An 11,809-nucleotide genomic window follows, 5' to 3' on the forward strand; every position below is an offset into this window, starting at 1 on the left:
GAACGGTTCTCCGGCGTGGTGGCATTCTTTCACCGTTTGCGGAGGGCTGTTCGCCTTTCCAAAAGCAACATGACAATACCCCTTGTGCCCTTGGTTGGGCGCATAAGTGATCTGGAAAGGATCCGTATTATGACTCGTTTTGGCCGAACGTTTTGGCTGACCGCATCGACACTCGCCATGGCAAGCGCCGCTCAGGCGCAGGACGATGTGATCGATCTTGGCACTTTGACTCTCTATGCCCTGCAGTCGGACTTTGAACTTGAGCGCACAGGCACGACCGTTGATGTGCTTGAAGCTGAGGTCGTGAATAACGCCCTCACCCTTGGCGATGCGCTGGATTCCGTTCCCGGCGTTTCACTGACATCAAATGGCGGCATCGGCGCTTCCACTGCACTGCGCGTGCGCGGCCTGCCCGAACGTTACACACCTGTCTATTACAATGGCATCGAAGTCGCAGATCCCTCTGGCGTCTACACCCAGTTCGATTTCGCCAACGCCCTGCCCGGCGCAATTGACCGTGTCGAAGTTCTGCGCGGCTCTCAGTCGGCCCGGTTTGGTGCAGGCGCCGTTGCCGGCACGATCGCTATGAACAGCGCTCAAGCACCCGAAGGTGGCGACAGCCTGCTGTCCTATGGCCTTGAGTACGGCAGCTACAACACACGCCGCGGAAACCTGTCGATGGGCTTCTCGACCGACAACGCAGGGTTTGCGCTTTCCATCGCTTCGGTTGCGACAGATGGGTTCAGCGCGGTCGATGGTCCGCTCTATGATGACGATGACGGCTACAGCGGGACGCAATTGTCTTTTGACAGCTATGTGGACGTGACGCCTGACCTGCGTCTTGGTCTGACCGGCTTTGTTCTGCGCTCCAGCGCGGGCTACGACAGCCCCGGCGCCACAATCCCGGCAAGCGGTCTGTCGGAAACCGACAGTCGCGGTCTGCGCGCCTATGCGGAACTGACAACTGGCGCGATCCAGCACAGCTTTGACATCAGCCAGTACCGGATCGACAGAACGCTGACCAACTCGGGCAGCTTCTTCTCCGGCCCGGTCAGCACCTTCGCAGGCGAACGTGATGCGGCCAGCTACAAGGGCATCTGGGATGCCTCCGAAGCCTATACACTGATCTACGGTCTGGATTGGAAGCGTGAAGACGCCGCCGCCGCGCCAGAAGCGGTGACCAACCGGGGCGCATTTGTCGAAGCGCACTGGAGCCCGAACGACACGCTGGATCTGTCATTCTCGTTGCGGCAGGACAATCATTCCGCGTTTGGCGACTTCACGTCGGGCCGTGCGACGGTCGCGTGGCAGGCCACCCCGGACTGGACAATCCGGGCCGTGTTGTCCAACGGCTTCCGCGCTCCCGCTTTGGATGAGCTTTACAACCCATTCTACGGCAACCCGAACCTTGAGCCCGAAAAAAGCCGCAGCGCCGAGCTGGGTGCGGAACGTCTGTTTGCCAATGGCGGCAGCATTCGCGGCACACTGTTCTACACCGAGATCGACAACCTGATCGCCTATTTCGATCCGGATGGGTTTCTTGGCCCGATCCCCGGTGGATATGCGCAGGTTCCCGGCGAGAGCGTAACAAAAGGTCTGGAACTGTCGGGCATGATGCCGCTGGGCGATCGCACGGAATTGATGGGCAGCTTTACATACACCGACTCGCGCGACTCCAATGGTGACCCGCAGCAACGCGTTCCGCGCTATGACCTGTCTCTGGCCGTCGAAAGCCAACTGACAGACCGTCTGACCGGTATGTTGAGCGTGCAGCATCAGGTGGACTTCCCTGACACGTTCGGTGTCGGCTTCTCGCCGGTTTCCGTGGATGACTTCACTACGGTCGATGCCCGCATCGGCTATGAGTTCGACAACGGAATCGAAGCCTATGTGCGCGTCGAAAACCTGCTCGATGCCGACAATGCACGCATCCCTGACTACAACCGGGCGGGCCGCTCGGTGTACTTTGGGGTCAATGCTTCTTTCTAAGACCATAAAGGCCGCCGCGCTGCTGATTTGCAGTGCGGCGGCTTTCCCGGCCACGGCGCAAACACAGACTGCAGCGCCAGTCCCGGCACGCGTTGTTTCGCTGAACGTCTGCACCGATCAGCTTGCCCTGCTTCTTGCGCAGCCCGGCCAACTGGTTTCGGTCTCGCGGCTGGCCCATGACGCCCGAACCGCAGTTCTGGCCGAGCAGGCCCGCGCCATCCCGTCAAACGATGGGAGCGCCGAAGCGGTTGTCCTGCTGCAACCCGATCTCGTGATTGCAGGAACTTGGACGACACAGTCAACGGTTCAAATGCTGGAAAGGCTGGGCTACCGGGTCGAGCTCTTTGCTCCGGCCAATGCACTGTCCGATGTGCGCGAAACGATCCGGCGTATGGGCGTTTTGTTGGGCCAAACCCAGAAGGCCGAGCAAATGATCGCTGACTTTGACAGCAAGCTTGAGGCCCTGCGCGCGCAATCCGGCCAATCACCTCGCGTAGCGCTTTACTATGCACTGGGGAACACCGCAGGACGGGAAACCATGCCGGGCGATTTGCTGGATGCCGCGGGCATGTCCAACATCGCCGAAGAACGTGGCTTGCCCTTTGGCGGCCGACTGCCGCTCGAAAGCCTTTTGCTGGAAGACCCGGACCTTGTATTGATCGGCCAGCCCTACGGCGGCCATGCGCGCGCGACTGAGTTGCTGACACATCCCGCCCTGCAAAGATCCGGCGCACTGCACGAGATTGAAACAGGCCCAAGCTGGACCTGCGAGTTGCCGCATCTACTGGATGCTGTGCAGGAGCTGATCGCCCTACGGCGCCAGTGGGAGGCCAGCCAATGAAACTGGGTTTGGTATTGGCCGCGCTGACCGTCGTCTTGTTTCTGGCCTCGCTCATGATTGGGCACAGCACCTTGCCCCTTGGCGCTGCCCTGACCGGGCTGATCGGCGCCGGAGAGCCGCTGCACCAGATGGTGATGCATGAGATCCGCCTGCCCCGCGCACTTTTGGCTGCCATGATCGGTGCAGCGCTGGGTTTGTCAGGCGCGGCCATGCAGGGCTACCTGCGCAATCCGCTGGCCGAACCCGGCCTGATCGGCGTGTCAGGATCCGCCGCCTTGGGCGCCGTCATAGCCCTGCAAACCGGGTTTGCCGCAACCTTTGCGCTGGCCTTGCCATTGACCGCCCTGACCTTTGCGCTGCTGGCCGTTGCATTGATCCTCGCGCTGGCTGGCCCGCGTGGTGGCTCATTGACCCTTATTCTGGCAGGCATCGCCATCTCCGCTCTGGCCGGTGCTTTGACATCACTCGTTCTGAACCTGTCACCCAACCCCTATGCTGCTTCCGAGATCGTGTTCTGGATGATGGGATCCGTAGCCGATCGTTCCATGCAGCATGTCTGGCTGGCCGCGCCAATCATGGCCTTGGGGTTTGTGCTTCTTGCGACGCTGGCGCGCGGTCTGGATGCCCTGACGCTGGGTGAAGATGCTGCCGAAAGCCTTGGGGTTTCCCTGCGCAGCCTGCGCCTGAGGTTGTTGCTGGGCACTGCGGCTGCCGTCGGTGCGGCAACAGCGGTGGCTGGCGCTGTCGGCTTTGTCGGATTGATCGTACCGCACATCCTGAGACCCTTTTGCCGCGCGCGCCCATCACGCTTGTTGTGGGCCTCGGCTTTGGGCGGTGCAGCGATGGTTCTGGCGGCAGACATCGCCACGCGCCTGATTTTGCCGGATAGGGATCTCAAACTTGGCGTGCTAATGGCGATCGTCGGCGCGCCATTGTTTCTGCACTTGATCTACAAGACCCGGAGGCTGGACGCATGACGGGCCTTCTGCATCTCGACCATCTCACAGTGCGCCGCGATGGCTGTCCGGTTGTGGATGATGTCTCGCTGAAGATCACGCCGGGTGAGTGTGTCGGTTTGATCGGTCCGAATGGCGCAGGCAAAACGACCCTGCTGCGTGCTGCACTTGGATTGCTGCCGCACGAGGGCCAGTCGAGCCTCGCTCAGATGGCGCCGCGTGATCGTGCCGCCCAGGCCGCTTGGCTGCCGCAGTCACGCGAAATTGCCTGGCCCGTTCCCGTGCGCGATCTGGTTGCCTTGGGTCGTTTGCCGCATGGGCGCAAATCCGGCCCCGCTGACGAGGAAGCCATTCAGGCCGCCATGGCAAGAATGGGGCTCGAGACCTTTGCCGATCGTCCGGCGACGCAGCTTTCCGGCGGGGAACAGGCGCGTGTTCTGATCGCGCGAACACTGGCACAGGACACGCCCTTGCTGATGGCCGACGAACCTATCGCCGGGCTGGATCCCGCCGCGCAATTGTCCACGCTGACCGTCTTGCGGGATTTGTCGCGAGAGGGGCGCGCGGTGCTTTTGTCATTGCACGATCTCAGCCTTGCTGCCCGGTTCTGTTCACGCCTGATCATGCTGGATCAAGGACGCAAGGTTGCAGATGGGCCACCCGTCGAGGTGCTCACACAGCCCAACCTCGCCAAGACATTCCATTTGCGGGCGCGCATTCACGAAACGCCCGAAGGGCCAATCGTCCAACCGCTGGAGACAACGCGATGACCCCCCCTGTCGTGAAAGGGCCTCAGCGCATCGTCTGCCTGACCGAAGAAACGGTCGAGACGCTCTATCTGCTGGGCCAGCAGGATCGCATTGTCGGTGTAACAGGCTACGCCGTGCGCCCGCCCCGGGTGCGGCAGGAAAAGCCGAGGGTTGGCGCCTTTACCACTGCGGATGTGCCCAAGATTCAGGCGCTGAACCCTGATCTGGTGCTGACCTTTTCGGACCTGCAGGCTGACATAGCCGCAGAACTGATCCGGTCGGGGCTGTCCGTTCTGGCCTTCAACCAGCGCAGCGTTGCCGGCATTCTCGACATGATCGAAACCCTGGGCGCCCTGACAGGCAGCGCTGCAGACGCGCAGGCCATCATTGACCGTTTCGATGCCCGCCGCACCGCGCTTGAGACCCGCACCTTGCAGATTCGACCGCGGGTTTGGTTCGAGGAATGGGACGAGCCGCTGATTTCAGCCATCGGATGGGTATCGGAACTGATTGCAATTGCGGGGGGCGAAGATGTCTTTGCCCCGCTGGCGCGCAAACAGGACGCACAAAGCCGGATTGTCAGCGAAGCGCAGATCATTGAGGCGCAACCAGACATCATCATCGGATCATGGTGCGGCAAGAAGGTACGCCCGGAACGCATCATGGCGCGCCAAGGGTGGGGCAGTATTCCTGCTGTCCAAAATGAGCGCGTCTACGAGATCAAATCCCCTTTGCTGCTGGCGCCGGGCCCGGCAGCGCTCACCGAAGGGCTTGAAGCCTTGGTCCGGGTCATCGACCCTGTCGCAAACCGGCAAAAGGAAACGGTATGTTAACGCCCATTTTTGAGTTCCTGTCTCTGGGTGGCCCCGCGCTCTGGGCCATTGCCGCACTTTCGGTCGGGGCGCTGGCCTTGATCCTTTGGAAGGTGTTTTCCCTGTCGCGCATGGGCCTGTGGCGCACGGCCCGCGCGGAAGAGGCCTTGCAAACCTGGATTTCGGGGCAGCCGGAAGAGGCCATCGCCCATCTGGAAAATCGACCCGGTTTGCGCGCCCGTGTGCTGCGCGGCGCTATGCAGGCCCGGGTCAACCTGCCCGAAGCCGACGCGCGAGAGGAAACGGCCCGTCTTGCCCGAGCGGCCCTGACCGAAACCCGCGCGGGTCTACGCCCGCTTGATCTGGTTGTCACGATTGCGCCTCTGATCGGGCTTTTGGGGACCGTGCTGGGGATGATCGAAGCGTTTCAGGCGCTTCAAGCCTCGGGGAACCGCGCCGATGCAGCTGCGCTTGCCGGTGGCATATGGGAGGCGCTGCTGACCACTGCGGCAGGCATGGGTGTCGCAATTCCAGCCTCGATCGCGCTGTCATGGTTCGACGGGCTGGCCGATGGTCTTGCCCATGACCTCGAAGACCTTGCAACGCGGCTCTTCACCGCGCCGATGCCGAACGGGCCTGCTGATTAATGCTGAACCTCGCCGATCATAACCCGCGCAGGCGCCGCCCCAGCCTGACGCCGATGATCGACGTGGTCTTCTTGCTGCTTGTGTTCTTTATGCTTGCGGCCCGATTTGGCGCGCCTGTTTCACAGCCGGTCGAGCTTGGTGGCCAAGGCGCGGGCTATACCGGTGCCCCACGGCTGGTCACAGTTCTGCCAGATCGTTTGCTGCTGAATGGCATTGAGGTTGCCGACCTCGCAGGCGCCTTGCAGCCTCTTGTTGCAGATCCATCCGATGTGATCGCGCTTCGCGCCGGCGATAACGTAACGGTTCAACGTTTGATCACCGTGCTGTCTGACTTGCGCGCCGCCGGTTACACCGGCGCTGCCGTGGTGGAATAGGCCATGCGGTTTACCTCCACTTCCAGCCGCCGCAGGCAGGCCGAACCCATCGTACCGATGATCAACGTCGTATTCCTGCTGTTGATCTTTTTCCTGATGACCGCGCAGATCGCGCCGCCGGAACCGTTTGAAATGGCGTTGCCCGAAGCAGAGGGCCAGCCCACCGAGTCAGTGGCGCTTCCGCTGTTTTTGTCGCGTGACGGCCTGTTGGCGCATGGAGAGGCACGCGGCGCAGACGCACTGGCCGCGGCCGCCGCTGCTGGGCCCGTGATCCTGCAGGCACACGCCCAAGCAGACGCCCAAAGCTTGGCGCGGGCGCTGTCTGATCTGGTGGCCATGGGCGCCATCGACATCACGCTTGTTACACAGGAGCCGCAGCAATGAGGTTTCTGGAAGGCTCGGCCTTTTTGGCTCTGGCGGGCGCATTGCACATTGCCGCCTTTTCCCTGAGCGACACCACGGGATCGCAAATGGCAGGCGGCGCGGGCGGGCGGTCCGAAGTGACTTTGCGTGCTGCGCCCGGCGATCTGCAAGAGCTTGTGGCACAGTGGGTCAAACCACCCGAATTGCCCGCCTTACCCGACCAGATGCAGCCCGCAGCCGCCTCTACGAACCCGGCGCCGCCTGCGCTGATAAATCCCGGGCCAAATCCGCCCGGCAACTTGGATGTACGCACGGCCCTTTTGGCACCGCAATCGGAAACCGCACCGCTTTTGGATCCACGCCTGCCTGCCCAGCCAAGGCTCGCGATGCCCGACATCCCAACCCTGTCTGAACCCGATGCCGCAGACTTGGCACCGGAACCCACGCTACAACAAACAGCACCGCAACCAGACCAGACGGTGACGCGGGTTGCGCTGCCCGCCCCGGCACTGCGCACTGCCCCGTTGGACGAAAGACCGCAAATAGACACACGGCTTCCGGCTCAACCCCGCCTTGCACCGCCAGAACCACCCGAAATGCCAGTGGTCGAAGCACCCACCGACAAAGCCGATTTGGAAACAGTCTTTTCGCCAAACCGACCGGCAGCGCCCAGACCGCCGCAGCCCTTTGCCTCTCCCGAGGCGCCAAAGCTGCCAAATGTGGATGTTGCAACGGCCACCTCGCCACTGGCCCCGGCAACGTCGCGCCGCCCGGCATTGCGTCCGGACGGGCTTAAACCGCCGCCTGCGCCCAATCCGCCGAAACGCGTAGCGCAACCGTCCAAGAAAAAGCCTGCCGCCAAGGCCCGTCCGGCCCAGCGCGCCGCTGGATCCGGCGGCGGTGCAAAAGCCGCCAAACCGGCCGCCAAACCCAAGGCAACCGTTCGCAAGGGTCCCAGCAAGGCCCAGCAAAACAAACTGAAGGCAAAATGGGCGGCACAAGTGTCACGTGCCGCAGCCCGGGCCCAGCGCGCTCCGCGTGGCGGTGCATCAGGGACAGCGTCAGTGCGCTTTGCGCTGTCTCCGTCGGGCAGATTGCAATCAGTTTCGATCAGCCGCTCCTCTGGCAGCAGCGCCGTGGACAAAGCAGCCCTGCAGGCCATCAGACGCGCCCGCTTCCCCCGCGCCCCCGGCGGGCTGAACCAATCCAGCTACAGCTTTTCGGTTTCGCTGCGGTTCTCGCGCTGATCCCCTCAAGGCACCCCATCCCTTGACCCGGCTTGGTCCGACCGATACCTCCCGAAGGAAGAGCACAGGACCCGCCATGACCTTGATCACCGACAGCCATTGCCATCTCGACTTTGACAGCTTTGACGACGATCGGGCGCAGGTCATCGAAAACGCGCTGCAGGCTGGTGTCCACCGCATGGTGACCATCTGCACCTGTCTGCGGCACGAACCGCAGGTGCGGGCCATTGCCGAAACCCACGCGCCAGTCTTCTACGCGGCGGGAACCCACCCGATGAGCGCTGCAGACGAACCTTTGGCAACATTGGAAGAACTGGTCGCGCTGGCCCAGCACCCCAAGTTCGTCGGCATCGGCGAAAGCGGGCTGGACTATCACTACACCGCCGACAGCGCCGATATTCAGAAACAAAGCCTGAAGATCCACATTGAGGCCGCACAGGAAACCGGTCTGCCACTGATCATCCACGCCCGTGATGCCGATGACGACATGGCGCGCATCCTGACCGACGGCTATCGGCAGCGCCCCTATTCCTGCGTCATGCACTGTTTTTCTTCCTCGCCGGAACTGGCCCGAGCGGCCTTGGATCTGGGGTTTTACCTGTCGATGTCCGGCATCACCGCCTTTCCCAAAAGCGGCGATCTGCGCGACATCTTTGCCGCGGCACCGCTGGATCGTATTCTAGTAGAGACCGACAGCCCGTATCTTGCCCCGCCGCCCCACCGCGGCAAACGCAACGAACCGGCCTATGTCGCCCACACCGGGCGGCGCGCTGCGGAAACCTTTGACCTCAGCTACGAGGACTTTGCCAAAGCCACCGAGGCGAACTTTGACCGGCTCTTTTCCAAGGCCGCCCAATGGAAAGCCGCCGCATGAGCAAGGGCGAACTGCGATTTACCATTTTGGGCTGCGGATCGTCCGGCGGTGTGCCGCGCCTCGGCGGGCACTGGGGGGATTGTGATCCCGAAAACCCCAAGAACCGCCGCCAACGCTGCTCGATGCTGGTGGAGCGGGAAACACCCAACGGGGTGACACGCGTTCTGATCGACACATCACCGGATTTGCGCAACCAACTGCTGCAGGCCGGTGTCGGCGCGCTCGACGGAGTCGTCTGGACGCATTCCCACGCCGACCACACCCATGGTGTGGATGATCTGCGCATGATCGTTTTCAATATGCGCGAACGGCTGAAATGCTGGGCCGACGGCCATACGCAGAACGATCTCTTTTCGCGATTTGGCTATGCCTTTGTCCAGCCCAAGGGCTCGCCCTATCCGCCCATTCTGGACATGCATACGATCGACGGCCCAGTGACCGTTGATGGCGCTGGCGGCCCGATCACGCTGACACCGTTCGAGGTCAACCATGGCAGCATCGACTCGCTCGGCTTTCGCATCGGGGACCTTGCGTATTTGCCAGATGTCGCAGAGATGAATGAAGATGCCTTTGCAATTTTGCAAAATCTGGACTGCTGGGTCCTGGATGCACTCAGACGAACACCCCACCCCACCCACGCCCATCTTGATCTGGCATTGGAGTGGATTGCGCATGTTTCACCGCGCCGCGCGGTGCTGACAAACATGCATATTGATCTGGACTACGAAACCGTAAGAGCCGAAACGCCCGATAATGTGACCCCGGCCTATGACGGCATGGTGATCCGTTATGCGCTGTAGTCCAACTGTGCAAACCTTGGCCAGCGCCGGATTGCGTATTTTTCAAAAAGAAGAAGCACAGGGAACCGCCCTGCCGACAGCCCGGCCCCTCAGGGCATCCCAAAGGCAAACGGCAGGGCTTCTCCTTTTGCGGTTATCGGCTCGCCAGCCTGTACCGCAGGCTCACAATGTCGCAGCATGGTTAAGGCCCGGTGAACGGGCGGCGGATCCGAAAAGATCCCGGAACCTTCTTCTTTTTCCAAATACGCAAATCCGACGGCAATGCAGCGGTGCTGGTGGCGCCATGACCGGGCAGCGCTGACATGCAGGCGTTGCTGGATGTGATTTTACCGGTCTTCTTGGTGATTGGTGCGGGCTATGCGGCTGTCTGGCGTGGCTGGTTCAGCGACAGCGCGGTTGATGGCCTGATGGCCTTCACCCAGAATTTCGCCATTCCCTGCCTGCTGTTCCGCGCGCTCTGGACGCTCGACATCGGGCCGAATTTCGATCCTCTGCTGCTGGTCAGTTTCTACACCGGATCGGCCACGGGTTTCACCGCCGGGCTTTTGGGTGCGCGGTATCTGTTCAACCGTGAGTGGGAAGATGCCGTGGCAATCGGGTTCTGCTGCCTGTTTGCCAATTCGGTCATGATTGGACTGGCTCTGACCGAACGGGCCTATGGCAGCGATGCACTTGAAGCGAACTACGTGATCGTGGCGCTGCATTCACCGTTTTGCTACGGCATCGGGATCACGGCGATGGAAATCCTGCGTGCCCGGGGCACGCCCGCGCGCCATTTGCCCCGCACCGTCCTGCGCGCCATGTTCCGCAATGCGCTGGTGATCGGGATCGCGCTGGGTTTGGCGGCCAACCTCATGCAACTTCAGATCCCTCTGCCGGTTACTGATGCGCTGGACATGATGATCCGCGCGGCGCTGCCCGCTGCCTTGTTCGGGATGGGCGGGGTCCTCTATCGCTACAAGCCCCAAGGCGATTTGCGGGTCATTGCCTATATCTGCGTCGTTTCGCTGGTGTTGCACCCGACAATCACCTGGACGCTGGGAACCTTGTTCGATCTGCCAAAGCAGGCGTTCCGCTCTGCCGTTCTGACGGCGGCCATGGCGCCCGGTATCAACACGTATGTATTTGCCAACATGTACGGCAGAGCGCGGCGCGTTGCGGCCTCTGGCGTGCTGATTGCTACGGCCCTGTCGGTTGTGACCGCATGGCTTTGGCTGGCGGTGCTGCCATGAGTGTGCCCGATCAGAACAGAACCATGCTTGGCGTTTTGTTCATGGTTGCTTTTTGCATCATCGCTCCGGTTATGGATGCCTTTGCCAAGGCAACGCCCGAACATGTGCCGGTCGCCCAGATCCTCGCGGCGCGATTTGGCATTCAGGTCATGATCCTTGTGCCCTTGGCCCTTGCACTGCAGTTGGCCGCACGCCCCATCGGGCGAGACATCAGCCTGCATCTTGCACGCGGCGCTGCCCTATTGGCTGCCACCGCCTGTTTTTTCACTGCGGTGCGATACATGCCGATCGCAAACGCAATTGCGATCTTTTTCGTTTCTCCCTTCGTGACCACACTGCTGGGCGCCGTATTTCTGAAGGAAACCGTGGGGTGGCGCCGAGTAAGCGCCTGCCTTGTCGGCTTTGGCGGGGCATTGCTGGTCATCCGGCCCAGTTTTACCGGCCTCGGAGCGGTTGCCTTGCTACCGCTCAGCACAGCGTTTTTCTTTGCAGTTTACATGCTGCTGACCCGCAGCATGTCACAAAGGCTGCATCCATTGACGCTTCAGGCCCACACGGCACTGGCGGCCTGTCTTATCGTGTTCCCGCCGCTGATTGCGATGGATGGCAGCGGATCGCGTTATTTCGATCCGGTCTGGCCGACCGGGTTGGCGATCTGGACGCTCTTGGGTGTTGGGCTGATCGCGACAGTTTCGCACCTGTGCATCACCTATGCCCTGCGCTTTGCCCCGGCATCGACCGTCGCGCCTCTGCAATACCTCGAGATCGTCGGCGCGACAGCCGTGGGCTACATTGCCTTCAATGATTTTCCCAAGCCGCTGACGTGGCTTGGAGTCGCAATCATTGTGGCTTCGGGGCTGTTCCTGTTCGCAAGAGAGCGTGATCTGGGGCGAAAGACCGACAGGCCGCCGCCCCCGCCATAGAC

The 11,809-nt window shown here is 61.7% G+C and carries 13 protein-coding genes; all 13 read left to right on the forward strand.

Going from position 1 to position 11,809, the window contains the following annotated elements:
* The first annotated feature begins 129 nt into the window (after window positions 1-129).
* Window positions 130-1,989 (forward strand): TonB-dependent receptor plug domain-containing protein, encoded by a 1,860-nt coding sequence (locus PFY00_RS11405; RefSeq protein ID WP_271432676.1) that lies wholly within the window; start codon window positions 130-132, stop codon window positions 1,987-1,989.
* Entirely contained in the window at window positions 1,976-2,830 is an 855-nt protein-coding gene (locus PFY00_RS11410; protein WP_271432677.1) for an ABC transporter substrate-binding protein, read from the forward strand. Before PFY00_RS11405 ends, PFY00_RS11410 begins: the two co-directional genes overlap by 14 nt.
* Window positions 2,827-3,807 (forward strand): FecCD family ABC transporter permease, encoded by a 981-nt coding sequence (locus PFY00_RS11415; protein WP_271432678.1) that lies wholly within the window; start codon window positions 2,827-2,829, stop codon window positions 3,805-3,807. Before PFY00_RS11410 ends, PFY00_RS11415 begins: the two co-directional genes overlap by 4 nt.
* A complete protein-coding gene (locus tag PFY00_RS11420) occupies window positions 3,804-4,556 on the forward strand; it encodes an ABC transporter ATP-binding protein (protein WP_271432679.1) in 753 nt (250 codons plus the stop codon). The genes PFY00_RS11415 and PFY00_RS11420 overlap by 4 nt, the downstream gene beginning before the upstream one ends.
* Entirely contained in the window at window positions 4,553-5,368 is an 816-nt protein-coding gene (locus PFY00_RS11425; RefSeq protein ID WP_271432680.1) for a cobalamin-binding protein, read from the forward strand. The genes PFY00_RS11420 and PFY00_RS11425 overlap by 4 nt, the downstream gene beginning before the upstream one ends.
* Window positions 5,362-5,994 (forward strand): MotA/TolQ/ExbB proton channel family protein, encoded by a 633-nt coding sequence (locus PFY00_RS11430; RefSeq protein ID WP_271432681.1) that lies wholly within the window; start codon window positions 5,362-5,364, stop codon window positions 5,992-5,994. Before PFY00_RS11425 ends, PFY00_RS11430 begins: the two co-directional genes overlap by 7 nt.
* Window positions 5,994-6,368: an ExbD/TolR family protein gene (locus PFY00_RS11435; RefSeq protein WP_271432682.1), complete on the forward strand. Its 375-nt coding sequence runs from the start codon at window positions 5,994-5,996 to the stop codon at window positions 6,366-6,368. The genes PFY00_RS11430 and PFY00_RS11435 overlap by 1 nt, the downstream gene beginning before the upstream one ends.
* A 3-nt stretch (window positions 6,369-6,371) precedes the next feature.
* Window positions 6,372-6,752 (forward strand): ExbD/TolR family protein, encoded by a 381-nt coding sequence (locus PFY00_RS11440; RefSeq protein WP_271432683.1) that lies wholly within the window; start codon window positions 6,372-6,374, stop codon window positions 6,750-6,752.
* The gene (locus PFY00_RS11445) at window positions 6,749-7,978 is read left to right on the forward strand and encodes a TonB family protein (protein WP_271432684.1); all 1,230 of its coding nucleotides are present in this window, start codon (window positions 6,749-6,751) and stop codon (window positions 7,976-7,978) included. Before PFY00_RS11440 ends, PFY00_RS11445 begins: the two co-directional genes overlap by 4 nt.
* Before the next feature lie 76 nt (window positions 7,979-8,054).
* Window positions 8,055-8,852, forward strand: coding sequence for a TatD family hydrolase (locus PFY00_RS11450; protein WP_271432685.1), 798 nt, complete (start codon window positions 8,055-8,057; stop codon window positions 8,850-8,852).
* On the forward strand, window positions 8,849-9,652 hold the full coding sequence (locus PFY00_RS11455) for an MBL fold metallo-hydrolase (RefSeq protein WP_271432686.1): 804 nt from the start codon (window positions 8,849-8,851) through the stop codon (window positions 9,650-9,652). Before PFY00_RS11450 ends, PFY00_RS11455 begins: the two co-directional genes overlap by 4 nt.
* Before the next feature lie 302 nt (window positions 9,653-9,954).
* Entirely contained in the window at window positions 9,955-10,884 is a 930-nt protein-coding gene (locus tag PFY00_RS11460; protein ID WP_271432687.1) for an AEC family transporter, read from the forward strand.
* On the forward strand, window positions 10,881-11,807 hold the full coding sequence (locus tag PFY00_RS11465) for a DMT family transporter (RefSeq protein ID WP_271432688.1): 927 nt from the start codon (window positions 10,881-10,883) through the stop codon (window positions 11,805-11,807). Before PFY00_RS11460 ends, PFY00_RS11465 begins: the two co-directional genes overlap by 4 nt.
* The last annotated feature ends 2 nt before the right edge of the window (window positions 11,808-11,809 follow it).

Origin of the sequence: Thalassococcus lentus (assembly GCF_028023555.1) — a bacterium.
In the GTDB taxonomy this organism is placed as follows: domain Bacteria; phylum Pseudomonadota; class Alphaproteobacteria; order Rhodobacterales; family Rhodobacteraceae; genus Thalassococcus_A; species Thalassococcus_A lentus.

Bases quoted from the DNA above. Each gene is read 5' to 3' on its own strand.
- PFY00_RS11405 (WP_271432676.1), top strand. From the start codon at position 130: ATGACTCGTTTTGGCCGAACGTTTTGGCTGACCGCATCGACACTCGCC.
- PFY00_RS11410 (WP_271432677.1), top strand. From the start codon at position 1,976: ATGCTTCTTTCTAAGACCATAAAGGCCGCCGCGCTGCTGATTTGCAGT.
- PFY00_RS11415 (WP_271432678.1), top strand. From the start codon at position 2,827: ATGAAACTGGGTTTGGTATTGGCCGCGCTGACCGTCGTCTTGTTTCTG.
- PFY00_RS11420 (WP_271432679.1), top strand. From the start codon at position 3,804: ATGACGGGCCTTCTGCATCTCGACCATCTCACAGTGCGCCGCGATGGC.
- PFY00_RS11425 (WP_271432680.1), top strand. From the start codon at position 4,553: ATGACCCCCCCTGTCGTGAAAGGGCCTCAGCGCATCGTCTGCCTGACC.
- PFY00_RS11430 (WP_271432681.1), top strand. From the start codon at position 5,362: ATGTTAACGCCCATTTTTGAGTTCCTGTCTCTGGGTGGCCCCGCGCTC.
- PFY00_RS11435 (WP_271432682.1), top strand. From the start codon at position 5,994: ATGCTGAACCTCGCCGATCATAACCCGCGCAGGCGCCGCCCCAGCCTG.
- PFY00_RS11440 (WP_271432683.1), top strand. From the start codon at position 6,372: ATGCGGTTTACCTCCACTTCCAGCCGCCGCAGGCAGGCCGAACCCATC.
- PFY00_RS11445 (WP_271432684.1), top strand. From the start codon at position 6,749: ATGAGGTTTCTGGAAGGCTCGGCCTTTTTGGCTCTGGCGGGCGCATTG.
- PFY00_RS11450 (WP_271432685.1), top strand. From the start codon at position 8,055: ATGACCTTGATCACCGACAGCCATTGCCATCTCGACTTTGACAGCTTT.
- PFY00_RS11455 (WP_271432686.1), top strand. From the start codon at position 8,849: ATGAGCAAGGGCGAACTGCGATTTACCATTTTGGGCTGCGGATCGTCC.
- PFY00_RS11460 (WP_271432687.1), top strand. From the start codon at position 9,955: ATGCAGGCGTTGCTGGATGTGATTTTACCGGTCTTCTTGGTGATTGGT.
- PFY00_RS11465 (WP_271432688.1), top strand. From the start codon at position 10,881: ATGAGTGTGCCCGATCAGAACAGAACCATGCTTGGCGTTTTGTTCATG.